Genomic DNA, 26,904 nt, shown 5'->3' with positions numbered 1-26,904 from the left:
GGTTTGCGCTAGCGTTAAGCTGCTATAAAATGCGATTTTAGTTTTTTGAGTGCTTGTTGTTCAATTTGGCGCACGCGTTCCATCGAAATCCCATACTTTTCAGACAGTTCTTTCAAGCCAATTTTGTCGTCCGTTAACCAGCGCAAATTAATAATATCGCGGCTGCGGTCATCCAAATCGGCCATGGCTTTTTGCATTAAACGCGTTTCATAATCCACCTGAGTGGCTTGAATTAAAGCCATTTCAGGGTCAAGTTCTTTGCTGATTAAAGCTGGGAATTGCGCTTGTTGTTTAGGGACATCATCTTGGTCTTCTTGGTTTAATTCAACCGACAAGTCTTGACCGTATAAACGCATTTCCATTTCAAGCACATCTTTTTTGGTGACACCCAATTCATCTGCAACGCGCTGTGCATCTTTATCGCCAAACCACTCTAAAGCATTTTTGGTGCTTTTAAGTTTGAAAAACAATTTGCGTTGCGCTTTGGTGGTTGCGGTTTTGACTATGCGCCAGTTTTTAATCACAAACTCATTAATTTCAGCACGCACCCAATGCACGGCAAAGGTCATTAAGCGAACATTTTCTGCCGGATTAAAGCGTTTAACCGCTTTCATCAAACCAATGTTGCCTTCTTGAATGAGGTCTGCAAGCGGCAAGCCATAGCCGTTGTAGCTTCGGGCAATCGGAACCACAAAACGCAACGAAGACAAAATAAGCTGACGAGCCGCTACCAAGTCTTCTTGGTAATAAATTTTTTCAGCCAACGCACGCTCTTCATCTGAAGTCAGTAGCGGTAAGGCTTGAATGGTGTGCAAATAACTTTCTAAATTCTGTCCAGGCGTTAAGTTATTAACGACGGGAACGAGTCTTTCGGTCATGTAACGCTCCTTCTAAAATTGATATAAAGCATATAATATTTAACTAATATAATCATTATAGCATTTTTGTCAAGATGCCGTTCAAGTGGTCATCTTAACTTAATGATTTACGATGATTTTGTTTCTTCGTTTGCGGCGCTGGGTGAGCGACCAAGCATTCTTAAAAGGGTATTGTCTTTTAAGATAATGTGGTGCTTAAGTGCGCCCGCAATGTGAAGGGCTAAGATTGCCATGATGAAATAAACGCCATTTACGTGTATAAATTTGGCAATGGCTTTTAGCGTTGATTCTTTGTCTTCACCAAAAAGATTAGGCAGTACAAATTGGCCAAACACATTAATGTCAATGCCTTTTAAAGACACCATGATATAGCCTGAAATCGGTAGCACCAGCATCGCTAAATATAAAAAACCTTTTACTATGTGAGCCAAGACAATTTCTTTGCGGTTATCGCCAATGGGCTGTGGGTTGGGCGATATTTTTAGCCAAATCAAGCGAATCATCATTAAGGCAAAAATGGATACCCCTAAGCTGAAATGTAATTGAAACATTTCTGAGCGTTCAGGCCCTTTTTCCATCCAATTTTCCGCGTAGATGCCCACCATAATGGCAAGAATAAATGCAAAAGCCGTAATCCAGTGATTAGCGCGCGAAACTAAACCGAAAGTATTTGTAGAGTTTTTTAAAGCCATGAACCACCTGGAACCGCTAAATTTAAATAAGTGAGTTATTCTACACTTTGTTGTTGTTTTCACAAATGAAAAAGGCACCCATTTTTAGGCGGGTGCCTCTTCAAAAGAATCATGATATGGAGGTTGTTGACTTAAGCGTCTGCGTCTAGTTGACCCGTTTCGTGCATCATCTCTAACCAGGCGTCGCGCAGTTCCGTCAAAATCTCGATGGCGCTGTCTAGATAAAAAGTATCTTTTTCAAATACGGCTTCTTGTACAGACTTATCGGCATAACGATAAAGTTCTTCTAAATCATAAGCTAAAGGTGTGTCTTTCGTAAATAATAAACGGTCACGCAAGGCGTCTAAAATAGTGGTCATGCGACCTAGGTGAAAGCCTTTTTCAACCAGGGCTTGGCTCTGGTGGCAAACTTTTGCCAAGTTACCCTTGTCAACAACGCCTTGCAATAATAGCAAAACCGTTTTTTTAGGGTTGTCGGCTAGGTGGTTTTCCATGTCAGGATTACGACGGTAATCTTGTAGGATGGGTGCTTTGATTTCCTCAGCGATAATTTGATTCATTGTCATGATCATGTCCTCTTTTAAAGAATACGGATTAAAGTTTTTAGCTTGTTTACCGATTAGCGAAAGGCGTGCCAAATGATGATTGTTGAAAATGAATGGATTGTAAAAAGAAAGGGTTTTTAGTTTAACTATTTGAAAAATATGGTTTTTATAATTTTATTTTGAAACATCACTTTCTAAAAATAATCGTTAAATTTAGAAAGTGATGGTTTTTTTGACAGGTAATTTAAATGAATTTAAAGGTCGCCTAGAAAGTAATTGTCACTTTACCGGCAACACGATTGGCTTTTTCAACAGCCAATTCCACCGTTTCTGCTCTGGCTAGGGCAACGCCCATGCGACGGCGTCCAGCGATTTCTGGTTTGCCAAATAAACGAATTTGGGTGTCGGGTTCATTCAAAGCGTCTGCTAAATTGCCAAATTGAGTTTGCGTGGAATGGCCGGTCGGCAAAATAACACTGGATGCACAGTTGCCGTGTTGGGTGATATTGGGAATCGGCAAGCCTAAAATGGCGCGTAAGTGTAGAGCAAATTCAGACAAGTCTTGCGAGATTAAGGTAACCATGCCCGTGTCGTGGGGGCGCGGCGACACTTCACTGAAAATGACCTCATCACCTTTCACAAATAATTCAACGCCAAACAGTCCACGACCCTTTTCACCGCACAACTCATTAACAACCAGTTTTGCCATATGCTCAGCAGACTGTAGCGCTTTTGCGGTCATTGGATGCGGTTGCCAAGATTGACGATAATCGCCATCTTCTTGATGGTGACCAATCGGGGCGCAAAAACTGATGCCATTAATATGACGAATGGTGAGCAGCGTGATTTCATAATCAAAATCCACAAACCCCTCGATAATCACCTTGCCTTGTCCGGCGCGGCCGCCTTCTTGCGCATAAGCCCAGGCCTGGTCAATATCTGCCGCGGTTTTAATGACGCTTTGCCCTTTACCCGACGAACTCATAATGGGTTTCACCACACAGGGCATACCAATGCGTTCAATGGCGGCATCAAAGTCAGCTTTGGTGGCGGCAAATTCAAAACGAGAGGTTTGTAGCCCAAGGGTTTCAGCGGCTAAACGACGAATGCCTTCGCGGTTCATGGTGAGTTGGGTGGCTTTGGCAGTGGGCACAATGTTAAAACCCTCTGCTTCCAATTCGGCAAGGGTGTCAGTCGCAATGGCTTCAATTTCTGGAATGATGTAATCGGGTTTTTCGGCTTCAATCACCTTGCGCAAGGCGGCACCATCTAACATGCTAAGGGTATAACTGCGGTCTGCCACTTGCATGGCTGGCGCGTTTTCATAACGGTCGCAAGCAATCACTTCAAGCCCTAGGCGTTGCGCTTCAATGGCAACTTCTTTACCGAGCTCGCCTGAGCCTAGCAGTAAAATTTTGGTTGCGCTTGCAGAAAATGGGGTTCCGATGGTCGACATAAGAGGTTCCTGATGATTGAAAACGAGACCTCCATTATAGACAAAGCGGGCCAAAAATGCCCGCTCGTATTTAGGTGGAAAGTGTGAGGGGTTTAAAATAAACCAGTAATCACACCATTGTCGTCTATGTCGATTTTTTCGGCAGTGGGCACTTTGGGCAGTCCTGGCATGGTCATCATATTGCCAGCGATGGCAACAATAAAGCCTGCGCCATTTTCAAGTTTTAGACCGCTGATTTCCACTGTGTGCCCAGAGGGCGCGCCGCGTGTGGCAGGGTTGGTTGAAAAGGACATTTGCGTTTTAGCCATACAAATTGGCAATTCGCCATAGTTGGCTTGCAATTCTTTTAATTCTGCTTCGATTTTGTCGCTCATGACGATGCCAGAGGCGCCATATAAACGGGTGGCAATGGTTTCGATTTTGTCGCGTAACGGCAGTTTGTCGTCGTATAAAAATTCCAGCTTGGGCGTTTCGTCTGCAATCAATTCTAAAACGCTGTGAGCCAGTTCTTCAGCCCCTTCTCCGCCTTTGGCCCAATGTTTTGAAATAACGCACTTCACACCCAATTCAGCACATTTGGCAACCACCATGGCCGTTTCGTCATCTGTGTCATGGGTGAAGTGGTTTAAGCACACCACGCAAGGCAGTTTGTAGTTTTGTGTGACATTATGAATATGGCGCTCTAGGTTGGCAAAGCCCACTTTTAAGGCATCCAAGTTTTCTTGATTGAGGTGGTCTTTGGCAACACCGCCGTGAAATTTTAAGGCACGCACGGTGGCGACTAAAACCACCGCAGAGGGCGACAGTTTAGCGGCACGACATTTAATGTTAATGAATTTTTCAGCCCCAAGGTCCGCACCAAACCCTGCTTCGGTAACAGCATAATCAGCCAGTCTTAGAGCCGTTTGGGTGGCGGTCACCGAATTACAGCCGTGGGCGATATTGGCGAAAGGGCCGCCGTGCACGATGGCTAGATTGTTCTCTAAGGTTTGGACAATGTTCGGTTTAATGGCATCTTTTAATAAGGCCGCCATGGCACCCTGTGCTTTTAGGTCACTGGCATAAACAGGCGTTACACGGTCTGATTTGTAACCAATCACTATGCGCCCTAAGCGTTCTTTCAGGTCTGCACGGTTGGTGGCGAGGCATAAAATTGCCATGACTTCAGAGGCCACAACGATATCAAATCCATCTTCTCTCAAATAGCCGTTGGCTGGGCCGCCTTGACCCACGGTGATTTGGCGCAAAGCGCGGTCATTCATGTCAACCACGCGTTTCCATTTGATGCGGCGCGGATCGATGTCGAGCGCATTGCCGTGGTTAATATGGTTGTCAATCATCGCCGACAATAAATTGTGCGCCACGCCGATGGCGTGAAAGTCACCGGTAAAGTGTAAATTGATGTCTTCCATTGGCACGACCTGTGAGTAACCGCCGCCTGCCGCGCCGCCTTTCATGCCAAAGCAAGGGCCTAGAGAGGGTTCGCGTAAACAAATCATGGCTTTTTTGCCAATGCGATTGAGTGCATCACCCAAGCCAACGGTGGTGGTGGTTTTGCCTTCACCCGCTGGCGTGGGGCTAATGGCGGTAACTAAAATCAATTTGCCCATGGAATTTTGATGCGACAAGCTATCGACATATTCCAAAGACAATTTGGCTTTGTAGTGTCCGTAAGGGTCGAGGTCTTGGGCGGGAATGCCAAATTTTTCAGCGGCCAGCTGGATGATGGGTTGCATTTTGGCGCGTTGTGCGATTTCAATATCAGACATGATTAAATCCTAAGGTTATGGAACGGCTAGAGCAGTTCTATCCAATGTTTGACGGGTGTTTGCGTCCCCTTTTGGAGGTGCATTAAACAGCCGATATTGGCGGTGACAATGGTTGCTGGGGCTTCTTTTAAAAGCGCGTTCAGCTTATTGTCCCGCAGTTTATTTGAGAGTTCGGGTTGAAAAATAGAGTAGGTACCTGCCGAGCCACAACATAGGTGGCTGTCGGCCACGAAATTGAGTTTAAAACCTAGGTCTATTAAGGTTTTTTCAACCAGGCCTGGTAGTTTTTGACCGTGTTGCAAGGTACAAGGCGATTGAAAAACAATGGCATTTTCGGTGGTGCGTTTAAATATGGTCAAGTCTTGTTTAAGCAAGAACTCCGAAATATCTAGCGTGGCTGCGCTGATGCGCTTGGCTTTGGCTGCATAGTCGGCATCGTCTTTTAACAGATGGCCATAATCTTTAATCATCACGCCGCAACCGCTGGTGTTGGAAATAATCGCTTCAACACCGCGGTCGAGCTCGGCAATCCAAGCATCGATATTGCGTTTGACCTGGGTGAGCGTGTCTGTGCCGCCCGATAAGTGGTGGCTGACTGAGCCACAGCATTGGCTTTGGGGTGTTTCAAGCACGCCTATGCCTAACTGGTGCAACACTTTAATGGTGGCAAGATTAATGTTGGGTGCCAGAGCGGGTTGTACGCAACCGGCAATTAATAAGACTTGGCGCTGTTCAGGGTTGGCTTGATTGGCCAATTGTGCGGCTTGTACAAATTGTTTGAGCTCTGAGTCTGCTTTGGAATGTTTGACCCAAGGTGCCAATTTCACTAGGCTGTTAAATAACCAAGGCATGGTGAGTGTTTTGCGCAAGCCAAAGCGCATCAGTTTTTGATAGAGCGGGCGAGGGGCTTTGGCTTCGACCACTTCACGACCTATATCCAGTAAATGGCTATATTCCACGCCTGACGGGCAGGTGGTTTCGCAGGAGCGACAAGTCAGGCAGCGATCCAAGTGGTTCAGGGTATTGGCAGAAACAGCATTGCCTTCTAAGGCTTGCTTAATTAAATAGATACGCCCGCGCGGCGAGTCGAGTTCGTCGCCCAAGATGCCGTAGGTTGGACAGGCCGACAAGCAAAAACCGCAATGCACACAAGAACGCAAAATCTTGTCAGCAGTTTGACCTTTTGGGGTTGCGAGCAAGTCTTGGGGGAGGTTGGTTTGCATAAAGTCGTATCTGTTAAAGGGTTTTGAAAATGTGATGGGGGTCAAAAACATTTTTGAGCCCAGCTTTGATCTTGGCCACTGGCGGTGGCACATTGTCGCGGGGCGCAAAATAACGCTGCCATAAAGTGGCGTAGGGCGCAGGCGCCGTATCACTCAAAACCCAACGGCGTTGACCGCACATACCCACCGCCAGTGTACCAGGAATAGAATCTGCTGGGCCTTCGGTATCGACGCGCCATAATTTTTGCTGAGGTTCTAGTTTGGGCATAAACGGATTGAGAATTTTCCAAATGTGGTTATCAACCGCTTCGTTGTTTTGTTTGGGGTGTTTGCCGAAAACGCGATAATAAAAATGCCCTTGATAATAAGCACAGCCGGATAAAGGCAAGGTTGTGCCCGCCATTTGGTTCATCAAAATAATCGCGTCTTGTTCAGGCATTTCTTTACGATAAGTGATTTCTTCGACCAGTGGCAGCACTTTTAAACTGAGTTGCGTAACCACCGCCATAGAACCTTTAGAGCCTGCCAGCATGCGTGACACATCATAACCGGCGACATTTTTCATCATTTGTCCGCCAAAGGTCAGCAACTGCCCACGACCATCAATTAACTTGGTGCCGAGTACAAAATCGCGCAATACCCCACGAAATGGGCGCGAAGGGCCGGTCAGCGCACAAGCATAAGTGCCGCCAATGGTGGAGTCGCCATATTCTGGTGGTTCAAATCCCAGCATTTGTTTGCGTTCGGCCAGTGCAGCACTGAGGTCGGAAAGTTTGGTGCCGGCTTTTACGGTGACCACTAACTCTGAGGGTTCATATTCAATAATGCCACTATAATCACTCAGCGAAACCTCTTCAATATCTTGCGCTAAAGGCACCTTGCTGTGACTGGCGGCCACTTGCAGCATGCGCTTTTCAGACACAGCGGTTTTGATCTGTTCGGAGAGCTGTTGGGTGAAGGCGTTGTGCATTAAAAACGCTCCAAGTGCGGGAAGGGCAGTTGATTATTGTGGACATGCATTTGACCAACTTCGGCACAGCGGTGCAGGGTCGGTATCGCTTTGCCGGGGTTCATTAGGCCGGTTTCATCAAACACCTGTTTAATGGCATGAAAAATTTCCAACTCTGGGTCAGCAAATTGATGGCACATAGAGTCAAGTTTTTCAATGCCCACGCCATGCTCACCGGTGATGGTGCCGCCCACTTCTAAACACAACTTAAGAATCTCGGCGCCAAATTTTTCGGTTTCGTGGAGTTGACCCGGAATATTTGCATCGTACAAAATCAACGGGTGCAAATTGCCGTCACCGGCATGAAATACATTGGCGACTTCTAGCTGATATTTGTCAGACAGTTTGCGGATTTCTTGCAACACATAGGCCAAGCGTTTACGCGGAATGGTGCCGTCCATGCAGTAATAGTCAGGCGAAAAACGCCCCACCGCAGGGAAGGCATTTTTGCGGCCTTGCCAAAGCGCAATGCGTTCTGCTTCTGAGTTGGAAACTTGAATGGAGCTGGCGCCACTGCCAATTAAAATGTCTGAAATGCGCTGAGTGTCCTCGGCCACTTGATCAAAACTGCCATCCACTTCGCACAATAATAAAGCTTCGGCTTCGAGTGGATAGCCCACCTTGGCATATTCTTCAGCGGCTTTAATCGAGAATTTATCCATCATCTCTAAGCCTGCCGGAATAATGCCTTGCTCTAACACGCTGGTCACCGCATCGGCGCAAGCACTGATGGATTTAAAGCCAGCCATCACCAGTTGTGCGGTATCGGGTTTGGGGAGAAGTTTTACTTTGATTTCGACAATAATGCCCAATAGACCTTCTGAGCCATTAAGCAAAGCCAATAGATCAACGCCATCGTCTTTTTCATCAAATACAATGGTTTCGCCTTCCATATTGATAATGGTAATCGACAATACATTGTGCACAGTCAGTCCGTATTTTAAGCAGTGCACGCCACCTGAGTTTTCGGCAACATTGCCCCCAATCGAACAGGCAACTTGCGATGAAGGGTCGGGCGCATAATACAAACCATAGGGCGCAACCGTTTGGCTGACCACCACATTGCGCACGCCGGGTTCTAAGACAGCGGTGCGTGCCAAGGGGTCGACTTTGAGAATGCGGTTCATTTTTGAAAGCCCTAAAACCACGCCATTATGCAACGGCAAAGCGCCACCCGCTAAGCCTGTGCCAGAGCCACGCGTGATGACAGGTGCCTTATGTTTGCGACAAATGGCAAGGGCGGTTTTGATTTCTTCGTGGGTGGTGGGCAGTACAACCGCCAAAGGGGTTTCTCGATAGGCAGACAGGCCGTCACATTCAAACGGCGCTTTTTGTTCATCATCGATGATGAGCTTCTCCTTGGAAAAGCTTTTTGATAATTCTTGAATTAGGTTCATTTTTACTATTATAATTGAGGCAAATCAATTTTTAATCATTTTTTTAAAAAAATATAAAAGTTATTCTTGACGGATAGCAAACTTAGTAAAAGGAAATTTTATGCAGTCATTCAATCCACCTGTGCGTACCCTCATGGGGCCTGGTCCATCTGATGTTCATCCTCGTATTCTATCAGCAATGGCTCGCCCAACCATTGGCCATTTAGACCCAGAATTTGTTCGCATGATGGATGAAGTTAAGCAGTTGTTGAAATACGCTTTCCAAACCGAAAACGAAATGACCATGCCGGTTTCAGCCCCCGGTTCTGCGGGTATGGAAACCGCTTTTGTGAATTTGGTCGAGCCAGGTGACAAGGTGATTGTGTGTATCAACGGTGTGTTTGGTATGCGTATGAAAGAAAATGTTGAGCGTTGCGGTGGTGTTGCAGTATTGGTTGAAGATGACTGGGGCATGGCTGTTTCGCCTGAAAAAGTAGAAGCCGCTTTGCAAGCCAATCCAGATGCTAAGATTGTGGCGTTTGTGCACGCTGAAACTTCAACGGGCGCTTGCTCAGATGTGAAAACCCTGTGTGAAATTGCGCACAAGCACGACTGTTTAACCATCGTTGATTCGGTAACCGGTTTAGCCGGTGTTGAGTTGCGTGTGGATGAGTGGGGCGTTGATGCCATCTATTCTGGCACGCAAAAATGTCTGTCTTGTACGCCTGGTTTGTCGCCAATCAGCTTCAACGAGCGTGCCTTACACAAAGTGCGCAACCGTAAAACTAAAGTACAAAGCTGGTTCTTAGATTTAAACCTAGTCATGGGTTATTGGGGACAAGGTGCTAAGCGTACTTATCACCACACCGCGCCAGTGAATGGGTTATATGCTTTGCATGAATCTTTGGTGATGTTGAAAGAAGAAGGGTTAGAGAATTCTTGGGCGCGTCACGCCGCCATGCACGAGAAATTAAAAGCAGGATTGACGGAGTTGGGAATTAAGTTTGTGGTGGATGAAGCGGTTCGCTTGCCACAATTGAACTCAGTTTGGATTCCAGAAGGTGTTGATGATGCGGCAGTTCGTGCGGAATTGTTAAACACTTATAACCTAGAAATCGGTGCCGGACTGGGTGCTTTGGCTGGAAAAGTTTGGCGTATTGGTTTGATGGGCTTCTCTGCGAAAGAAGAGAATGTTTTATTCTGTACCTCTGCATTGAAAAAAGTTTTAGGCAAGTAACCTGAGCTAAATACAGCAACAAGTTTACTCCTTGAACCGCCCCTGCCTTTGGCTTGGGCGGTTTTTTTATGCCCAATGGATGACTTAGGGCGCTTCGGTCAAGATAAACGCATGGGTTTTTAGTACTTGACCATTCACCAAAATACTCAAGCTGTGGTGACCTGGATACAGTTTTCGGGTGGTGCGTTGCGCCAATTCAAAGCGTTTCTGAAAAGATTTTTTGCGACCGATTTCTTCTAATTCGCTGATGAAAAACCGTTTGCTGCTGGTTTTGCCGCGCGCTTTCACAAAGGTAATTTCAAACTCTACCCGCAATTTGCCCAGAGCTTGTTTGCTACCTAGGCTAAATTCAAAGTGAATAAAGTCGCCAATGGCAACTTGTTTTTCTGCCTTAAAAGCCCGAATTTTTAAATGCTCATGTTCATCAAACCCGAACAATTTCAACGCCATATCGTCACTGCGTTTTAACAGGGTGCGGTTGGCATGTTTTAAAATCCATTGCGTATTTGGATTGACTGACGCGTCTTTTTTACGCTTAGGCAGGCGTTGCCATTTTTGCGTGAGGTCTTTCACCAAATCTGGGTGGTCTTTGCTGATGTCATTCAAACAGTTGGCGACACTTTTGCGCACATACAAAGACTCGTCGGTTTTGAGCATTTCTAATACGGGTAACAGCATTCGAGGATTTTCTTTAAACAGTTTGAGTTGATGTGCCCAAGGCAAGCGCGGACGAAATCCCTCTGAGGCTAAACGACGATGGTGTTCATTTTCTGATTTGGTCCACAACATGGCTTGCGCCAGCATGCGTGCGGGGTCTTGCTCAATAAATGGGCGCACCGCAAACTCAGCGGTCGAAAATTCGGTTAAATATCCCAGCGCCAACATATTCAACTCAAAGTCTTCTTCTAAGCCAAACATCGCTACAAATTCGGGGAAAAAATAAAACTCCATGCCTTGAAACTTGGGCGCCACTTCAATGATGCAATGCAAGGCTTGCGCATAATCATCGGGTAAAAAGGCTTTAAGTTGCTGCGTAATATGGCTGGCACGCTGTTTTAAGCTCAAACTTGACCAGGTTTTATGCCCTTCAGGGTGCTGGTTGTTTTGCGGCATCAAAATGGCATTTTTAAAGCCATTTTTATCAAATTGCGCATAGTGAATTTGAATTTCATCTGCCAAACTTTGAATCAGGGCAGGTGAATAAAGGTCTTTTAAGGCTTGGCTCATTCTGTTTTTCCACAACCTTGTACAGCTATCCAGTCTGCTTGATTAATACCGATGTCGCGCGCCTTAGCAAAATAGGCTTGGCACAGTTCCGCACTGGGGTTGGGGTTGCGCGCTAAAATCCACGCATAATCTAAATTAGGGCCAATAATCAGTGCCATAGAATAATCAGCGTCTAACTTGGCAATGTTATAACCGCCATAGAAAGGTCCAAAAAACGACACCTTGAGTCGCCCAACATTCGTATCTTCCACAAAATAGGCTTTGCCTATGGCCTCTTTTGCTTCACCGGTTTTAACATTGACACCACGATTAAGCACTTTAACGCCGCCATCTTCGCGCATCGAATAGGTGGCGGTGACTTGCATCAGGTCTTTTTCAAAACTGTGATCTAAGCGCGCAATTTCTGTCCAAGTGCCCAAATAGCGCGAGAGTTCAAAAGGCGTCACAGGCGTGACCTTATCGGGAACCGCGGTGCAACCGCTTAGTAAAATGGCAGACAAACCTAAAAGAGCAAAGAAAACTTTCATAAATGCGACCCTTAATCAGTGATTTTGAATAAAGAGGACGCATTGTAACTTAAATAGGCTTGCTGAAAATACTTGATCTTACTGTGCTTTCATTGGCGTCATATAGCGTTCTTTTTTCTTGGCTAAAATTTTGGCAATATCGACCAGTATCAAGCCATCGATGCAGTCGCCAAAGTCTGGGTCAATGCTAAAATCAATAAAACGACAGCCTTTGTCTTCGCAGAGTTCGGCGTATTGTTTGAACAGGGTTGGCACTTTGACACCTTCTAAATCGAGCAGGGTGTTGAGTTTTTTGTAGCTTTCTTTGTAGTCACCAGCAAACTCCGCCTCGCTGATGCTCAAAGTGGCCTTGCTGGGTTTAAAGGGGCGTTTGCCGGTGGCTAGGTGGCGGTCATCGCCAAATTGTTGCAGGTAGAAACTGCTGATGAGTTCTTTGGCTAAAGCAGGGTAGGCATTTGATAGGCTCACTGGGCCAAACATGGTTTTGATTTCTGGGTGGCGCACCAGATAAGCGCCTATGCCAAACCACAAATAGTCTAAGCTGCGTTTGCCCCAATAACGCGGTTGCACAAAACTGCGTCCTAGTTCTAAGGCGCTCTCTAAATAGGCATCCATCTCTGGGTTTAGGTCAAATAAGGTGCTGGTGTAAAGTCCAGCTTTGCCTTTTTGGGCAATGATATGGGCGCATTCGCCAATACGATAAGCGCCAACGATTTCTAAATCCAAGTCGTCCCATAAAACCAAATGGCGATAATAGCTGTCATAGGCATCTAGGTCGGTGCGCTTGCCCGTGCCTTCTTCCACGGTGCGAAAAGTCAGTTCTCTGAGCCGACCTATTTCTTGCATCACGGCTGAGTCGGATTCGTAATCAAATAAGAATATTTTTTTGCCGTCTGAGGTTTGCCCAAGAAGCTCAGCCTTTTGCAGATCCTTCTTGAGCGCTTTACGATCCACAGGATGGGCAACGGTTTCTAGGGTTTGTAAAAATGGGTATTTGCTGAGTTTTTTGGGTTTGTCTAAGCGATAGAGGTGCTTGCGAAATTGATTGGCGAGTTGTTTGCCTTGCGCATCTGATTGGGCAATGGTTTTCCAAGCAAAGGGTTTACCAATGTGAAACTCGATTTCTTGGTGAGATTTGTTAAACATTTCTTGCACTAGCATCAGCGTGCCAAGCGGTTTGTAAACGGCAGATAGGCTATAAAACAACGCAGAATTGCGCGCATCAATATAGATGGGTAAAACCGGCGCTTTGGTTTTTGCAGCGAGTTTTAAAAATCCGGTTTTCCACGCGCCATCACGCACGCCATTCGGACGGATACGCGACACTTCGCCCGAGGGGAAAATAATCACGGCTTGTTCGGCTTCGAGGGCGGATGTCATGGCTTTAAACAGCGCTTTATGATTGGCTTTTTCAGACAGGTTGTCGACTGTTAAAAACAAAGACTCCAGCGGTTTGATGGTAGCCAGTAAATCATTGGCTACAATGCGCACATCTGGGCGAATACTGCGCACCAGCTTTAACAAAGCCAACCCATCCAATGACCCAATCGGGTGATTGGCAACAATGATGATGCGGCCTTCAGAGGGAATGTTGTGGTAATCTCGGCTGTTGACCTGATAGCTAAAATTAAAGTGTTCGAGCACTTTATCTAAAAAGGCAAAGCCTTTAAGATGTTGGTGGTGTTCAATGAATTGATTGATGTCGTTTTCGTGCAGCAGCGCTTTGAGCACTTTTAACACCAGTTTGGCACCGACTTTTTTTTCAAAGTTGGGGAATTTCTCTTTTAATGCCAGTTCAATATTCATGCACAGCTCCTTGGTCAGAATCGGCACAGTTTGCCGTGGTGATTTGAAAGGGGTGTGACACATTTTTGAATTACAAATGACAAAAAGTTAACCAAATGATGACAATGATTTCGATTTCTTACCTAGACCTCACCTTTTTAGCCAGCTTGGTATTTTTACTGGGGTTGGTGTTGATGCTCAATGGTTTTCAGCAAACCCGCCAATTGTGGATTGCCAGTGTGCGTATGATTGCCCAGTTGCTCTTAATGGGCGTTTGGCTCAGCTGGGTGTTTTATGCTGACCATTGGATTTGGATTGCGCTGGTCAGTGTGGTGATGTTGGGCTTTGCGGGTTATGAAATCAGCAAGCGTCAAACCTATGTGTTTGCCAGCAACGGCAGTTTTAAAATGGGGCTCTTATCCTTGTCTATGACCGCTCTGGTAGTGACCATCATGGTGCTAACCCTAGTCATTCAGCCTGAACCTTGGTACAAACCGCAATATGCGATTCCATTATTAGGAATGGTGTTGGGCAACAGCATGACCGCGGTTGGATTGGGTTTAGATACCCTGACCAAACAAGCGGTACAACTTAAACCGCAAATCGAAGCACAATTGGCGTTGGGCAAAACCGCCAAACAATCCATTGCGTTTATCCGCGAACAATCTTTGCACACCGCCTTGATCCCAGTGATTAATATTTTGGTGGCGGCGGGCATCGTTTCCTTGCCGGGGATGATGACTGGGCAAATTTTGGCGGGCGCAGACCCGATGGAAGCGGTCAAATATCAGATTATGGTCATGCTTTTAATTGTGTTGTCGACCGCATCGGGCGTGATGATTGCGTTACACTTAGGCAGCAAGCGGTTGTTTGACGACAGACAGCGTTTGGTATTGGATAAATTGGTTAAGCAAAAATAACGAAAAACAGGTGAAAATCAACCTAAAAACAACCAGGCCTGGTCATTTTTAGCGGGTATTTCATCAGTTTTGACATAGAAAAGTGTTTGCAGGGGCGAAGGCTTTAGCCTTCCTGAATATTTTGGCAATCCCTGGCAGGCTAAAGCCTGCGCCCCATAAAAATTTTAGTCAGTATAACGACTATGAGAAAAACTTTTGACGCATGCCACACTCGCCTTTAAGCAGTTTTTGGACTATAAAAGTTGTTGTTCGGGGCGAAGGCTTTAGCCTTCTCAAACGTTATTTGTGCAAGCCTAGGCAGGCTAAAGCCTGCGCCCCATAAAGATTTTTGGTCACGATAACGACAAAAACCTTTGACGCATGCCACACTCGCCTTTAAGCAGTTTTTGGGCTAGAAAAGTTGTTGTTCGGGGCGAAGGCTTTAGCCTTCTTACACATTTTGGCAATCCCTAGCAGGTTAAAGCCTGCGCCCCATAAAGATTTTAGTTACGATAAAGACAATGACAAAAACTTTTGACGCATGCCTCGCTCGCCTTTAAGCAGTTTTTGGGCTAGAAAAGTTGTTGTTTGGGGCGAAGGCTTTAGCCTTCTTTAGCACTTGAAAACCCAGTTGGAGTAACCATGAAAAATCATTTTGATGAGATTGCGGAGGTCTATAACGATGTTTGGGCCTTTACGCCCGGTTATCAAGACTTTATGCGAGATGCCATTTTAGACGCCTTGGCTTTACAGCCTGCAGATCTGCTGATGGATGTCGGCGGTGGTACAGGGTCTTATACCCTTTTGATAGCGCAGCAAGCGGGTTTGCTATCCAAACCCTATTGTGTTGAACCATCAGCACCTATGGCAGAAGTAGCGGCACAAAATCCACAATTGCAGGTGTTGTGTGAAGATGCCAATCAATTTGCCTTGCGCGATTGTCACTACGACAAATTGTTATTTAAAGAAGTTGTGCACCACATCCAAGACCGCCCTGCGGTTTGGCAGGGCGTTTTTAACCAACTCAATTCAGCGGGTCGATTGTTGATTGTGACGCGCCCCAGGCGGGTAAAAATTCCCTTTTTTGAAGCGGCTAAACAAGCTTTTTATCAAAATCAGTCTGATGCGCAAGTTTGGGCTGATGAATTGAGTCTGGCGGGTTTTAGGGTTGATATTCAACAGGCTACCTACGAATTTGAATTAGACAAACCCGTGTGGTTCAAAATGCTCCGCAATCGTTTTATGTCGGATTTAGCCCCTTTTAGTGACGCAGAGATTGAGGCGGGCATTTTAGAAATTGAAAGCCAATATCCCCAACGCTCAACCGTGCCAGTGATAGAGCAGTTGGTTTTAATTGTGGCGCACAAGCCTTAAAAATCGCAAAACCCGCAAAACCCTTAAAGGATTTTTAATCTTGTTGCTCGCAGGCTAGGTTTTGTTTGTCCCAAATCAAGAAAGCTTTACGACCTTTGGTCCAAAAAGTCAGCTGGTTATTCATATATTTGGTCCCTGAAGCCGACAAAACATAAGGCAAAATTTGCTCTTCATCCAACCAATTTAAATAGGCGGTTTGATCCTCAAAATGCACTTTAAGATCCGTTGTGCCGCAGCGATAATTGACCCGTTGAACTTGTTTGGCAGGCGCTTCAGGGCTAAATCGTAATAACGGCTTATTGCCTTGATAGAGCGTTAAAATTTTGCCATACAACTCAAGCTCGGTCACGCCCTTCAAGGCCGCCATAAAGGCTTGGCTTTGTTCGGCATGATGAATACAAGCCATGCGCGTGCTGGAAAATCTTGAAAAACTCAAGCGACCATCTGCCGATTGAGCGCCCTGATAAGCGCCCACAAAACGATTGCAACCATCCGAACCACTGATAGAAAAGCCTGCGTCACTCAACACCAAACTCGCCTGAATATCCACGCCGATTGCGTCAAAAGTTTTGGGGTCATATTGATGCGTCAAATGCCATGTTGTGCCTTTTAACGGCACATTTTGCACAACAGGCTTTTCCGAGTTAAGGCTGCAACTCATCAAACCCAAACCCAATAAAAAGCCCATTAAAATGGTTGTTAGTAATCTCATAAGCACCCTCACTGAAATCTTTTAAATGATTTTAACGCCTTCATTGGAGAAGTTCATATTAATGAGCGTTAAAACTGAAATCACTCTTTGGGGAAAAGAGGGTAGACATTATTAAAAAGGTGAAAAAAACCCCGCAATGCGGGGTTATCATTTAAAAAAAGTGAAAAATTAATAATAAGTGGTCGTTTAGAAAACTACCCCTAATTGGATGGCGATACGGTTGTCCATCGTATCTAAAATTTTATTAGCCGCGTGCGTTGATGCGAGATTTGGTGCAGATGCTTCGCGCATTTCGTAGTCCACTAACAGGGTCGTTTTTTTGTTAATAAAATATTGTCCCCCAATGGTCGTGGTTGTAAATTTGCGCTCATTCGTTGCTACTTCTGTGCCACTATTAAGTGTGTCATAACGCACTTTAAGTTCTAGCTTTGGAATCACACGATAGCCTAAGTCTAGGTAATAGCCGTTGGCTTTTTCGTCAGCTTGAACACTAAAGGTTGCGCCATCACTGGGCAATCCACCCCCTGAAGATCCCCCATAAATCATACCATCTGCAGTAATATATTCAGCCGCAGCTCTAAACTTGCCATTGAAGAAGGTGGTTCCTAAGCCGCTTCTGGTGCGATTTTTGTCACCTAAGTCGGATAAAGTGCGTTTACCATCTTGATTCCAAGCAAACACCTTAAAGCTTTTGGCGCGAGGGCCTTTGTCATCTGAAAAGTATTTTTCTAAGGATACATAGGTGTATAAGTCTTTGAATTTGTTGTTGTCACTGCGGTTTAAGCCATTACCATTGCCATACATTAAGGCATAACTCAGCTCATAGCCTTTAACATCAAAAGCATCAAACACCTGTACACCAATATCACGGAAAGAACTATTAGAACCATTGCGCCCAGTATTACCTGTAGAGCTAGTGAATTGGCGTTCATTAATGATGCGGTCAGTCATCGTCGTAAAGTTGACATAATTAAAAACAGGTGCGGCTTGCAAGCTCTCTTCAACGCCAGGCGTTTTAAATTGTCCTACACGAATACGCGCGCCTGGAATGTGGTTGAGCGTAATGCTGGCATCGGAAACTTGTCCGGGGCCGGCATTGCCTCCGGTAGTAATTCCATTATTCCCAAACTCTGCCAGTAAAAAGTAATTTACCTTTGAATCCAAAGGCAGATTAGCGCCTCTTACGCCAATACGCGCTCTTTTAATGTTAAATCCTGATGATGTACTTAAATCTGGTGCTAACTGGTTGAAAGCAGCCTTTTTACCACTTGGTAGAAGGGTGTCGTCAGTTTGTTGATATTCAGCTTGCACAAACCCCCAAACCTTAGCGCGTTCGGCACTGTTGGCAGGTTCTGTGCCTTGCAGCATTAACCAGTTTGCGGCTTGAACATTTCCGGCAACTAAAGCGGTTGCAACGGCCGCTGCCAGCATGGTTTTTTTAATTTGAGTTGATTGAACTTCGTTATTCATGGGTCGTATCCTTCCAAGATATTATTATTTTTGTTTTAGCGTCAAAGTTGTAAAAAACTTTTGAGAGTTGATGACTAAGGCTTAAGGATTTGATAACCCGCCGCATTGAGTTGCAGTATGCGTCCTGCGCCCGCAGGCATGACTTGAACACCTTCTAGTAGTGCGGGTTTGTAACCCAATTGCTTAGAAAAACCTTCAAGCGTATTTGCACAGCCACTGAAACGAATGCCTCCATCCATCATTGATTTAATACGTTTTGCATTTGAATTGCCATCGAGCATCAATCTTAGTCCAGGCCCAAAAGCCACGATTTCAAGATCAACATCTTCAGGTCCATAATATTTTTGAAGATTGGCAGCTACATTCAAAACCAAAGTTTGTTTGAATGGATCGGGGTCGCTGATTTGTAAAACCACTTTATGAGTGGCAAAGGTTTCTGGCAAAGGGGCTTCTTTTTGAGCAGCTTGAACATTAAATGCCAGCAGATAGCTCAAAATGAACATGATCCCCGCTAGGGTATGATTAACAGTTTTCACAAATTTACCTCACATTATTGATGGTTTATTTTTAATGTCACATCCTAATAACGGGATTCTCAAAGGTTTATTCCAAATTTTTATCGATATAATTTTTATGCCACAACAAGGTTTTTTTATTTAATTAAATGGTTATATCTTTATTAAAAACAAATAGTTGCAGTCAAAGTGTTTTTTCGGATAGACTCAAAAAAAGTGCATTTTTTAAATGCGGATACCTGAAAACTTTAACGATGTGATTGCGCAATGAAATTGAGAAATTCCCTAATAAACTGGACCGGAAAAAGAAAGTTAGAAAGCCATTTCAACCAGTTGTTAGAAATGCAATATGCAAAGCTATACCGCTTGGCTTTGGCATGGAGCCAACAGCAGTCTTTGGCACAGGATTTGGTTCAAGAAGCCATGTTAAAGGCGATTGAAAAACAACATCAGCTCCAAAATTTGCAAGATTTAGAACCTTGGTTATGCAAAATTTTGCACAACCTTTACATTGACAGGCTGCGTTATAATCAACAGTGGCAATTTACCGATACGGAAGATATAGATCATTTTGATTTTGCTAAATCTTGCGAGGACAATTGTATTACTCAACAAACTGAGTTTACGGTCCATCAAGCCATAGGTTGCTTGCCTTTTGAGCAAAGAGAAGTGGTCACCTTAGTTGATTTGCAGGGATTTAGCTATCAAGAAACAGCCAGTGTTTTAGAGGTACCTGTGGGCACGGTTATGTCGCGTTTGTCGCGAGCTCGAAGTAAATTAAAATCTCTTTTAGAAAGAGAGTATTCCCATAAAAAAAGCCAAAAAGTTGTTTATTTACGGAGTCAGAAATGAAATCTCCTTTTGCTAATTCTGATATTCATGCTTACCTTGATGGTGAATTATCTGCCCTTGAAACCCAATTATTTGAAAAAGAATTGGCTCAAAATCCTGAGCTGGCAGAAGAACTCAATCAGTTACGCGCAAACAAGCAAAAGATTGTTAATTTTTATCGACAAATTACGCCTCCAACCCCTAAGTTTATAGAAAATAAGCGGCCTATAATGCAAGGTCAAAAAACCAGTTTAGTGGCCTCCTTATTACTGGGTGTCATCATAGGTTTGGGAGGGTTTATGTTCATAGAACAACTAAACTCTAACAGCAACATTGAACAAATTGCTCAAGTGCCCAGTCATAACTTTGTGGTTCATTTAGACTCTAAAGACCCGGTGAAAATGCAAAAAACTTTATTGGAAACTCAGTATTTACTCAGCAGTCATCCTGCTGCGGAAGTAGAAATTGTTGCTAATTATCATGGTATCCAGTTGTTTGATGCGCGCTCAGAGAGCTCAGAAGACATTCAAAAAATGTTGGCGCAATACAATAATCTACGCTTAGTTGCTTGTCAAAATGCCCTAGAAAGAGCCAAAACTGAAGGGCGTGAAATTCAATTAATGCAAGGTGTTAAATCTGATACCGCTGCAATAGATGAAGTTGTCGATAAAATGAAACAAGGTTGGGCTTATATCAAAATTTAGAACTCTGTTGGTTCCTGTTCATCTCTCCAGTTTAAAGATGACTGCATTTCTATGATAGTGAAACAAGAAACCTAGTAAAATACTCAGGAATTAATCTTGAGAATTGAACATGTTTATTAATCGCTACACCCAACTCCCATCCCATTTTTACAGTGAAGTGCGCCCTGAAGTGATGCAAGGCGCGCAGTTGGCGTTTGTGAATCGGGCATTGCAGCAGGATTTGGGGTTGTCTTTAAGTGATGAGGCGCTCTTGGGGTTGTTGTCGGGCGAGCAGTTGCAAGCGGGTATGTTGCCGATTGCGCATAAGTATACCGGTCATCAATTTGGGTATTACAATCCCGATTTAGGGGATGGGCGGGGCATGTTGTTGGGGCAATTTACCCAGTCTGAAAATGCCCAAAAATCATCCAAAAATGACCAGGCCTGGTCAAATTTAGCTTCAAATACTTGGGATTTCCACCTTAAAGGTGCTGGGCGCACCCCTTATTCGCGCCGGGGCGATGGTCGGGCGGTATTGCGCTCATCCATTCGGGAACTCTTAGCCAGTGAGGCTTTGTTTGGATTGGGTGTGCCCACCACGCGAGCTTTGGGGTTGGCCACGTCGTTCAATCCAACTGAACGCGTTTGGCGCGAAACCAGTGAGCCGCGTGCCACGATTTTGCGTTTAACACCATCGCACATTCGTTTTGGACATTTTGAATGGGCGGCCAGTCGCGGGAAGGCGGATCTGCAGGTGTTGCTGAATCAGGTGCTGAATTGGCACTATCCCGAATTAAAAATCGCCGAGCATCCCGCCGCGGCTTTGCTTAAAGAAGTGTGTCATCGCACGGCCAAAATGATTGCCGCATGGCAAACTGTTGGCTTTAATCATGGGGTGATGAATACCGATAATATGTCGATTTTGGGCGAAACCTTTGATTTTGGGCCCTATGCATTTTTTGACGATTTTCAAATTGGTTATATTTGTAATCACAGTGATGACCAAGGGCGTTATGCCTATAACGAACAGCCCAAAATTGGTTTGTGGAATTGTCAGGTGCTGGCGCATGCATTAAAAGATTTGCTGACTGAGGCGCAGGTGGATGAGGCGTTGACGCACTATATTGAAACCTACAATGCCACTTATATCCAGCGCATGATGGCTAAAATAGGGTGTGTAACAGTTTTAGAGCATGACAAACAATTCATTGGCAATTTGCTGGTGTTGATGGATCAGCAGCGTGTGGACTTTAATTTGTTTTTTAGAGCCTTAGCTGGTGGTGTTGGCAAGGATAATGAACAGTTGCGAGGTTTGCTGTCGCAACCGCATTTGTTTGAGGATTGGTTTTTGGATTATCAAGCGCGTTTGGCGCTAGAAAATCGAACGCCATCTGAGATTGCCGCAACGATTTTTGCCAACTCTCCAGCGGTTTATTTGCGTAATTACATTGCACAAGAAATCATCGAAGCCGCCGAGCAGGGCGATTTTTCCTTGTTAGAGTTTTGGGTGCCTAAACTCCAAAAGCCGTTTGAGAATTACCCAGAACTGCAGGCTTATCAACAACCGCCTAAGCCGCAGTGTAAAAATATTGTTTTAAGTTGTTCTTCTTAGTGTTATGCAGTCGGTGGTTTAAATAATTTTGTTGGCCACAAAATCATCACTAAGGCGGTCAAAATAAACAAGATACCCAGAAATTCAAAGGTATCTGGCTCTTCGCCCAGTTGTATCCATGCGGCTAAAACGCCTATGGTTGGAATCAGCAAAGAGCCAAAGCCGGCGACTTTGGTCGGTAAATTGTGCAGTACATAAAACCACATCAACCAACCCACCGCACCCACTGGAATTAGATTATAAAACACCACCCATGCAAAATGCGGTGTCCAATTCATGCGATAGTCTTCCAACAACATTGCACTGGCCAGTAAAAAGAATCCGCCAAACAGCATTTGCCAAGCGGTGATATTAATCATGTCGAGTTGATATAAAGGCCCATATTTCTTTTGCCACAGTGAACCGCCTGCCCATGCAATCCCTGAGAGCAGGGCAAATAAACTGGCGGCTAAAGCCAGGTGGGTTTGCCAGGGCGCAATCATCAGAAACAATCCAACTGCCGCCACCAGTATGGCTAACCAATGGCGTTTGGTGAGGCGTTCATGTAAAAAAGTGTGCGCCATCAAGGTGAGCCAAATCGGCATGGTGAATACCAAAATCGCCGTTGCGCCAACCGCACCTTCTTCAAGTGCTAACATGGTAAAGCCAACAAAACCTGTGGTTTGCAACAGCGCGAGTGGCAATACAAAACGCATGGGCGGTGGCGTCATGCTTTTTTTAAGCAGCGGCAACAGCAAAATCAATAATAAGCCGGGCACAATGGTACGAATAGAGCCAAACCATAAAGGCGCACTATCGCTCAGACCGTCTTTCATCACGACCCAGTTATAGCCCCAAATAAAACTCAACAAAAATAAAACGATGAGGGGGCGAGCGGTAATCTGTTTGGTTGGAATGAGAATCTCCGGTGTTGTTTCAATGGTTAAGGATTACAGGGCAAAAGTGAGCTCAGTGCCCACTTGAAACACAAAGGCTTGTTGCGGCATTTGTGCTAAAAAGCGCGCCATCACCGCAATGCCCGTGCAATGGCTAAAGCCGATTTGTGGAATAGACGCAACGCGCTCGGCGGTTTTTTGCAATCTGGCCTCTGAAGCACTGGCCAAATGGGTTCCGCCCATCATGGCTAAGATGGGTTGATTGGCAAAGACTTGCTCAATGTGGTTGAGGGTATTGATGACACCCGCATGGCAGCAACCTAACACCACGATTAAACCCTGTGAGGTTTGAATGACCAAGCTCATGTCATCTTTAATCGGGTCTTTTAAACGCTCATCTGGATTCTGAGGGTTTTGAATCACCAAGCGTTCGTCGCCAAAGTTTTCCAAGGGTTCAAGTTTGGGAATTTCGCCTGTGGTAAACAATTGGGCAGTGATGGGTTGTGATTGGACATTCAGCTCCCAGCGCGCGCCTAAGGCTTCGAGTTCAGCTTGGGTTTTGGGCATCATCACCGGTTTTAGCTGGCCATTGGGATGCGTAGAAAAATGTGCCGAGAAAATGTCTGGATGACCATAAATAGGCAGGGTTGTACCAGCCGTGCGTGCTTTCAGCAGAGCGTAAAGTCCGCCAGCGTGGTCATAATGTCCGTGGCTGAGCACCAGTTGTTGAATGCTGTCGGGGGTAATGTTAAGGCGTTCAAGATTGTGCAACAGTACCTCGCCCGATTGTCCGGTATCAAACAGGATGCGTTCTTGGGTTTGGGTGTTTTCGATCAGCACAGACATGCCGTGTTCACCCCAAAAGGGTGAACCGAGTTTAACGGAGTTTTCGACCACACAGGTAATTTTGATCATGTGAGTTTCCTTAAAGTTGAGTGGGCGCTTTTAAGCCGGCGTTTTTAACGCCGCTTTGCGGTGTTGATTGCGTCCGTGCAAAACTAAGGCGAGGCCACCGAGCATTAAGGTGGCGGCGATTAAAAAGCGCAAAGTAATGGGTTCACTGATCATCCAAGCCGCGCCAAAAGCCGCCAATAAAGGCACGAGCAATTGCGAAGCCGAAGCCAAACTGGATGAGATGCGTGGCAAAGCGGTGTACCATAAAATATACCCCAGTCCCGTGGTGACACCACCTGAGATAATCGCCAATAGGAATCCTTTTTCGGTGATAAACACTTGCTCGGTAAACAGCAAACTCAAGGTACTGGCCAGTGTTATCATGGGTAAAGTGCGGTAAAAATTAAATGCGGTGTCGGACAAGGGGTTAAGTGATTTGCGTCCATTGAGCGTATAAAGCGCCCAAGTGTAAGCCGATGCCACGACCATGACCAAACCCCACCAAGAGGGCGTGGTGAGTTTTGGATAGACCAAATACAACAGGCCTAACAGCGCAAGACCTACACCAATCCACTCTGCCGTGTGCAGTTTGTCGCCATTTTTGACGGCATAGCCAATCATGGTCAGTTGCACCACGGCAGCCAATAATAAAGCACCAGTGGCGGTGCTGATGGCAACATAACCGTAAGAAAAGGTAATGGCATACAAAAATAAAATAATTGCCGCACGCCAACTACCATGGCTAACGGTTTCTGTGGCAGAGTTTAAGCTGGCGGCTTGATTGGATTTTTTGCGCCAATGAAACCAAGTCATCACCAAAAACAAACTGGCGGCGCCCGAACCTAAGCGCAAGCTGGTAAAGCTCACAGGGTCAATGAGTTGATGGTCTAACGCCCAGCGACACACCACGGCATTGGCGGCAAAGGCGGTGATAGATGCAAGCGTTAAAAAAGCAGTTTGCAACACTAAGCTGCGAGTCATGAGTGGGTTCCAAGCGCTGTTAAAAAGAGCATTATTTTACGCTTCTAGTGGTTTTAAAAATGAATATTTAATGGCGCTTATTTTTAAGACGAAATCGCTAATCGATAAGGCATGATACTACTGGATAGAATTAATTGATTGGCGAAAGACAGCAAGTTAAATAAAAATGGTGGACTTTAAAAAAGTGAATGACAAGGAAGTTTATGAGCCAGTGGCAATTAGTCGTCAAAAATACCCAAGAAGGTAAAGCGCTGCTACTCTATGGCAATGAGCCAGTTAAATTATTACTCGCTGAACAAGCTAATTTCCCCTGCGAAATTCTACCCGATTCTCTTCTTTGGGAGTTGCTCCATCCTTCAAAACAATCAACATCTCTTAATCAGCAAGTTAAGGTTCAAAGTTCAGCAGAAGACAGCCCTGTTGAAAACGCATCCGTTGCAATCGTTTGGGATGGCGTGCGGTATTTTTTTACAAGACACCCATTTACTGACGATGATCAAGCCGCATTGATTTTGTTTTTAGGTGGGCCTGCGCCTTCAGAATTGGAGTGCCAAGCCGTCTTAAATGATGGGCAGTTCTTAAGTATTTTGACCAATAATTTACCCGATATGTTGTGGGCGAAAGATTTGGAAGGGCGCTATTTATTTGCAAATCAAGCCATTTGCGACAACTTGTTAATGGCCAATAATATTGAAGAACCCATTGGCAAAAACGACATGTTTTTTGCACAACGAGAGCGTGAAAAACACGCCGACAATCCGGCATGGCACACCTTTGGTGAGTTATGTTTTAACTCAGATGAAGTGGTCATAGAAAACATGAAAGCTATGGCGTTTGAAGAGTATGGCAATATTCGTGGTGAGTTGTGTTACCTAGATGTGCATAAAGCCCCTTTGTTTGATGCACAAGGTCAGTTGATTGGTACGGTGGGCAGTGGTCGAGATATTACCCTTCAAAAAGCCTTAGAGGTTCAGTTGGAGCGCCAAGCTTTTTATGATGAGCTTACCGGTTTGCCCAATCGTAATTTGTTTTGGGATCGCTTAAAAAAGGTAGTTGATACCAATACAAAAAGCCAAAGCAAAGTGGCTGTTTTGGTATTTGATTTAGATAACTTTAAAGAGATTAATGATGCTATTGGTCACCAAGTGGGCGATTTGGTTTTAATTGAAATCGCAAAAAAGCTCTCTATCTTGGTTTCCGAGGGGCAAACACTGGCGCGCTTGGGCGGTGATGAGTTTGGTTTAATTATTCAAGACATTAAAGGCATTGCCAGTTTGGCGGAAAAGGTATCGCAATATATCGACTTGATGGCGGCGCCCATTATCATAGATGATCATGTTTTTTATGTGACCTTGAGTATCGGTGTTGCTATTTTTCCAGATGATGGATTAGATGCCAACAGTATTCTCAAAAATGCCGATGCCGCGCTGTTTAAAGCAAAAGCAGACGGCAGAAATCACTATCAATTTTACAGCCAAGAAATGACGCAAAAAGCGTTAGAGCGAGTCGCCTTAGAAAGTAGTTTGCGTGCAGCCATTCAGAAAAAAGAGTTTGAGGTTTTTTACCAGCCACAAATGCAAATCATAAACGGCGTTGCGCGATTAAGCGGATTAGAAGCGTTGGTGCGTTGGCGACATCCTCAATTAGGGCTTTTGAGCCCCGCGCAATTTATTCCACTGGCAGAAGAAACAGGGCTGATTATCCCCTTGGATCGCTTGGTGATGGAACAGGCCATCTCACAAGTGGCTCAGTGGGATACTGCGGGATTAGATTGGGGCGTTTTGTCGTTAAATGTGGCGCCACATCAACTCGAGCGAGAAGATTTTAGTGTTGTCTTAGCGAGTCAGCTAAAGCAGTATGGCGTAGCAGCAGAGCGCATTATGTTGGAGGTGACTGAAAGTCAAATCATGCAAAACCCAGATAAGGCAATCGCCATGCTTAAACAACTGCGTGCGCTAGGGTTTGGGATTGCCATTGATGATTTTGGAACAGGCTATTCTTCCTTGTCTTATTTGAAAAAACTACCACTTAACAAGTTAAAAATTGACCAGTCTTTTGTTCGTGACCTTCCAGAGGATGAGGATGACACCGCCATTACCCGTGCGGTCATCGCCTTAGGCAAAAGTTTAGGGTTGAGTTTGATTGCTGAGGGCGTTGAAACGGCAGAACAGCAGCATTTTATTTTGCAAAATGGCTGCGATACCATTCAAGGCTTTTTCTACAGTAGGCCCTTGCCGGCAGCAGAAATGTCGGTTTTATTAAGCGCTAAGGCTTAATAAAAAACACCTAAAAAGCGTGTAAAAAAGACTAAAAACAACCAGGCCTGGTTAAATT

Annotated in this window: 24 protein-coding genes; 7 read left to right on the top strand and 17 right to left on the bottom strand. The window is 45.1% G+C overall.

Annotated elements, in window-relative coordinates:
• Window positions 1-14: 14 nt before the first annotated feature.
• From rpoH to THMIRH_RS11075, 8 genes are all read right to left on the bottom strand, one after another.
• A complete protein-coding gene (rpoH, locus tag THMIRH_RS11110) occupies window positions 15-878 on the bottom strand; it encodes an RNA polymerase sigma factor RpoH (protein ID WP_173292154.1) in 864 nt (287 codons plus the stop codon).
• A gap of 107 nt (window positions 879-985) precedes the next feature.
• On the bottom strand, window positions 986-1,570 hold the full coding sequence (locus THMIRH_RS11105) for a cytochrome b (RefSeq protein ID WP_173292153.1): 585 nt from the start codon (window positions 1,568-1,570) through the stop codon (window positions 986-988).
• 131 nt (window positions 1,571-1,701) lie between these two features.
• Window positions 1,702-2,136 (bottom strand): flagellar export chaperone FliS, encoded by a 435-nt coding sequence (locus THMIRH_RS11100; RefSeq protein ID WP_173292152.1) that lies wholly within the window; start codon window positions 2,134-2,136, stop codon window positions 1,702-1,704.
• Window positions 2,137-2,380: 244 nt separating this feature from the next.
• Entirely contained in the window at window positions 2,381-3,571 is a 1,191-nt protein-coding gene (gene purT / locus THMIRH_RS11095) for a formate-dependent phosphoribosylglycinamide formyltransferase (RefSeq protein WP_173292151.1), read from the bottom strand.
• A gap of 92 nt (window positions 3,572-3,663) precedes the next feature.
• On the bottom strand, window positions 3,664-5,340 hold the full coding sequence (locus tag THMIRH_RS11090) for a formate--tetrahydrofolate ligase (RefSeq protein ID WP_173292150.1): 1,677 nt from the start codon (window positions 5,338-5,340) through the stop codon (window positions 3,664-3,666).
• A 26-nt stretch (window positions 5,341-5,366) separates the two neighbouring features.
• A complete protein-coding gene (glcF, locus tag THMIRH_RS11085) occupies window positions 5,367-6,563 on the bottom strand; it encodes a glycolate oxidase subunit GlcF (protein WP_173292149.1) in 1,197 nt (398 codons plus the stop codon).
• Between the two features lie 13 nt (window positions 6,564-6,576).
• Window positions 6,577-7,533 (bottom strand): FAD-binding protein, encoded by a 957-nt coding sequence (locus tag THMIRH_RS11080; RefSeq protein WP_173292148.1) that lies wholly within the window; start codon window positions 7,531-7,533, stop codon window positions 6,577-6,579.
• On the bottom strand, window positions 7,533-8,969 hold the full coding sequence (locus THMIRH_RS11075; RefSeq protein WP_173292147.1) for an FAD-linked oxidase C-terminal domain-containing protein: 1,437 nt from the start codon (window positions 8,967-8,969) through the stop codon (window positions 7,533-7,535). The genes THMIRH_RS11080 and THMIRH_RS11075 overlap by 1 nt, the downstream gene beginning before the upstream one ends.
• 100 nt (window positions 8,970-9,069) lie before the next feature.
• Here THMIRH_RS11075 and THMIRH_RS11070 point away from each other — a divergent pair, with 100 nt between their 5' ends.
• Window positions 9,070-10,185 (top strand): pyridoxal-phosphate-dependent aminotransferase family protein, encoded by a 1,116-nt coding sequence (locus tag THMIRH_RS11070; RefSeq protein ID WP_173292146.1) that lies wholly within the window; start codon window positions 9,070-9,072, stop codon window positions 10,183-10,185.
• A gap of 84 nt (window positions 10,186-10,269) precedes the next feature.
• Here the strand turns inward: THMIRH_RS11070 and THMIRH_RS11065 are convergent, their stop codons facing one another.
• The 3 genes from THMIRH_RS11065 to olsF form a co-directional block, all read right to left on the bottom strand.
• Window positions 10,270-11,412, bottom strand: a complete 1,143-nt coding sequence (locus tag THMIRH_RS11065) for a DNA alkylation repair protein (RefSeq protein WP_173292145.1) — start codon at window positions 11,410-11,412, stop codon at window positions 10,270-10,272.
• The gene (locus THMIRH_RS11060; protein WP_173292144.1) at window positions 11,409-11,939 is read right to left on the bottom strand and encodes a lipocalin family protein; all 531 of its coding nucleotides are present in this window, start codon (window positions 11,937-11,939) and stop codon (window positions 11,409-11,411) included. The genes THMIRH_RS11065 and THMIRH_RS11060 overlap by 4 nt, the downstream gene beginning before the upstream one ends.
• A 78-nt stretch (window positions 11,940-12,017) precedes the next feature.
• Entirely contained in the window at window positions 12,018-13,745 is a 1,728-nt protein-coding gene (gene olsF / locus THMIRH_RS11055; protein WP_173292143.1) for a bifunctional ornithine lipid synthase OlsF, read from the bottom strand.
• Window positions 13,746-13,840: 95 nt separating this feature from the next.
• Here olsF and THMIRH_RS11050 point away from each other — a divergent pair, with 95 nt between their 5' ends.
• Together THMIRH_RS11050 and THMIRH_RS11045 are read left to right on the top strand one after the other, a co-directional pair.
• Window positions 13,841-14,644, top strand: a complete 804-nt coding sequence (locus THMIRH_RS11050; protein WP_243831451.1) for an ABC transporter permease — start codon at window positions 13,841-13,843, stop codon at window positions 14,642-14,644.
• A gap of 621 nt (window positions 14,645-15,265) precedes the next feature.
• Complete coding sequence (locus tag THMIRH_RS11045) at window positions 15,266-15,997, top strand: class I SAM-dependent methyltransferase (RefSeq protein ID WP_173292142.1); 732 nt, start codon at window positions 15,266-15,268, stop codon at window positions 15,995-15,997.
• 34 nt (window positions 15,998-16,031) lie between these two features.
• On the opposite strand, the gene THMIRH_RS11040 is transcribed toward THMIRH_RS11045, so the two are convergent.
• The 3 genes from THMIRH_RS11040 to THMIRH_RS11030 form a co-directional block, all read right to left on the bottom strand.
• Window positions 16,032-16,709, bottom strand: a complete 678-nt coding sequence (locus THMIRH_RS11040; protein ID WP_173292141.1) for an META domain-containing protein — start codon at window positions 16,707-16,709, stop codon at window positions 16,032-16,034.
• A gap of 186 nt (window positions 16,710-16,895) precedes the next feature.
• On the bottom strand, window positions 16,896-18,179 hold the full coding sequence (locus THMIRH_RS11035; protein ID WP_173292140.1) for a porin: 1,284 nt from the start codon (window positions 18,177-18,179) through the stop codon (window positions 16,896-16,898).
• Window positions 18,180-18,253: 74 nt separating this feature from the next.
• Entirely contained in the window at window positions 18,254-18,715 is a 462-nt protein-coding gene (locus THMIRH_RS11030) for a DsrE family protein (protein ID WP_243831450.1), read from the bottom strand.
• A gap of 321 nt (window positions 18,716-19,036) precedes the next feature.
• On the opposite strand from THMIRH_RS11030, the gene THMIRH_RS11025 reads away from it, so the two are divergent.
• The 3 genes from THMIRH_RS11025 to THMIRH_RS11015 all read left to right on the top strand — a co-directional run bounded on the left by THMIRH_RS11025 (window position 19,037) and on the right by THMIRH_RS11015 (window position 21,820).
• A complete protein-coding gene (locus tag THMIRH_RS11025) occupies window positions 19,037-19,546 on the top strand; it encodes an RNA polymerase sigma factor (protein WP_243831449.1) in 510 nt (169 codons plus the stop codon).
• Window positions 19,543-20,229 carry a hypothetical protein gene (locus THMIRH_RS11020; protein ID WP_173292138.1) on the top strand — a complete coding sequence of 229 codons (687 nt, stop codon included), beginning with the start codon at window positions 19,543-19,545 and terminating at the stop codon, window positions 20,227-20,229. The genes THMIRH_RS11025 and THMIRH_RS11020 overlap by 4 nt, the downstream gene beginning before the upstream one ends.
• A 109-nt stretch (window positions 20,230-20,338) precedes the next feature.
• Window positions 20,339-21,820 (top strand): protein adenylyltransferase SelO, encoded by a 1,482-nt coding sequence (locus THMIRH_RS11015; protein ID WP_173292137.1) that lies wholly within the window; start codon window positions 20,339-20,341, stop codon window positions 21,818-21,820.
• Window positions 21,821-21,822: 2 nt separating this feature from the next.
• Here the strand turns inward: THMIRH_RS11015 and THMIRH_RS11010 are convergent, their stop codons facing one another.
• The 3 genes from THMIRH_RS11010 to THMIRH_RS11000 all read right to left on the bottom strand — a co-directional run bounded on the left by THMIRH_RS11010 (window position 21,823) and on the right by THMIRH_RS11000 (window position 24,570).
• The gene (locus THMIRH_RS11010) at window positions 21,823-22,683 is read right to left on the bottom strand and encodes a DMT family transporter (protein WP_279585857.1); all 861 of its coding nucleotides are present in this window, start codon (window positions 22,681-22,683) and stop codon (window positions 21,823-21,825) included.
• A gap of 66 nt (window positions 22,684-22,749) precedes the next feature.
• On the bottom strand, window positions 22,750-23,610 hold the full coding sequence (locus THMIRH_RS11005) for an MBL fold metallo-hydrolase (protein ID WP_173292136.1): 861 nt from the start codon (window positions 23,608-23,610) through the stop codon (window positions 22,750-22,752).
• Window positions 23,611-23,640: 30 nt separating this feature from the next.
• Window positions 23,641-24,570, bottom strand: a complete 930-nt coding sequence (locus tag THMIRH_RS11000; protein WP_173292135.1) for a DMT family transporter — start codon at window positions 24,568-24,570, stop codon at window positions 23,641-23,643.
• A gap of 203 nt (window positions 24,571-24,773) precedes the next feature.
• On the opposite strand from THMIRH_RS11000, the gene THMIRH_RS10995 reads away from it, so the two are divergent.
• Window positions 24,774-26,846, top strand: a complete 2,073-nt coding sequence (locus THMIRH_RS10995; protein ID WP_198415230.1) for a sensor domain-containing protein — start codon at window positions 24,774-24,776, stop codon at window positions 26,844-26,846.
• The last annotated feature ends 58 nt before the right edge of the window (window positions 26,847-26,904 follow it).

It is taken from the genome of Thiosulfativibrio zosterae (assembly GCF_011398155.1).
Lineage (GTDB): Bacteria > Pseudomonadota > Gammaproteobacteria > Thiomicrospirales > Thiomicrospiraceae > Thiosulfativibrio > Thiosulfativibrio zosterae.
Note: the sequence above shows the minus strand (reverse complement) of the source record. Positions and strands in the feature narration are given on the sequence as shown.

Bases quoted from the DNA above. Each gene is read 5' to 3' on its own strand.
- rpoH (WP_173292154.1), bottom strand. From the start codon at position 878: ATGACCGAAAGACTCGTTCCCGTCGTTAATAACTTAACGCCTGGACAG.
- THMIRH_RS11105 (WP_173292153.1), bottom strand. From the start codon at position 1,570: ATGGCTTTAAAAAACTCTACAAATACTTTCGGTTTAGTTTCGCGCGCT.
- THMIRH_RS11100 (WP_173292152.1), bottom strand. From the start codon at position 2,136: ATGACAATGAATCAAATTATCGCTGAGGAAATCAAAGCACCCATCCTA.
- purT (WP_173292151.1), bottom strand. From the start codon at position 3,571: ATGTCGACCATCGGAACCCCATTTTCTGCAAGCGCAACCAAAATTTTA.
- THMIRH_RS11090 (WP_173292150.1), bottom strand. From the start codon at position 5,340: ATGTCTGATATTGAAATCGCACAACGCGCCAAAATGCAACCCATCATC.
- glcF (WP_173292149.1), bottom strand. From the start codon at position 6,563: ATGCAAACCAACCTCCCCCAAGACTTGCTCGCAACCCCAAAAGGTCAA.
- THMIRH_RS11080 (WP_173292148.1), bottom strand. From the start codon at position 7,533: ATGCACAACGCCTTCACCCAACAGCTCTCCGAACAGATCAAAACCGCT.
- THMIRH_RS11075 (WP_173292147.1), bottom strand. From the start codon at position 8,969: ATGAACCTAATTCAAGAATTATCAAAAAGCTTTTCCAAGGAGAAGCTC.
- THMIRH_RS11070 (WP_173292146.1), top strand. From the start codon at position 9,070: ATGCAGTCATTCAATCCACCTGTGCGTACCCTCATGGGGCCTGGTCCA.
- THMIRH_RS11065 (WP_173292145.1), bottom strand. From the start codon at position 11,412: ATGAGCCAAGCCTTAAAAGACCTTTATTCACCTGCCCTGATTCAAAGT.
- THMIRH_RS11060 (WP_173292144.1), bottom strand. From the start codon at position 11,939: ATGAAAGTTTTCTTTGCTCTTTTAGGTTTGTCTGCCATTTTACTAAGC.
- olsF (WP_173292143.1), bottom strand. From the start codon at position 13,745: ATGAATATTGAACTGGCATTAAAAGAGAAATTCCCCAACTTTGAAAAA.
- THMIRH_RS11050 (WP_243831451.1), top strand. From the start codon at position 13,841: ATGATGACAATGATTTCGATTTCTTACCTAGACCTCACCTTTTTAGCC.
- THMIRH_RS11045 (WP_173292142.1), top strand. From the start codon at position 15,266: ATGAAAAATCATTTTGATGAGATTGCGGAGGTCTATAACGATGTTTGG.
- THMIRH_RS11040 (WP_173292141.1), bottom strand. From the start codon at position 16,709: ATGAGATTACTAACAACCATTTTAATGGGCTTTTTATTGGGTTTGGGT.
- THMIRH_RS11035 (WP_173292140.1), bottom strand. From the start codon at position 18,179: ATGAATAACGAAGTTCAATCAACTCAAATTAAAAAAACCATGCTGGCA.
- THMIRH_RS11025 (WP_243831449.1), top strand. From the start codon at position 19,037: ATGCAATATGCAAAGCTATACCGCTTGGCTTTGGCATGGAGCCAACAG.
- THMIRH_RS11020 (WP_173292138.1), top strand. From the start codon at position 19,543: ATGAAATCTCCTTTTGCTAATTCTGATATTCATGCTTACCTTGATGGT.
- THMIRH_RS11015 (WP_173292137.1), top strand. From the start codon at position 20,339: ATGTTTATTAATCGCTACACCCAACTCCCATCCCATTTTTACAGTGAA.
- THMIRH_RS11005 (WP_173292136.1), bottom strand. From the start codon at position 23,610: ATGATCAAAATTACCTGTGTGGTCGAAAACTCCGTTAAACTCGGTTCA.
- THMIRH_RS11000 (WP_173292135.1), bottom strand. From the start codon at position 24,570: ATGACTCGCAGCTTAGTGTTGCAAACTGCTTTTTTAACGCTTGCATCT.
- THMIRH_RS10995 (WP_198415230.1), top strand. From the start codon at position 24,774: ATGAGCCAGTGGCAATTAGTCGTCAAAAATACCCAAGAAGGTAAAGCG.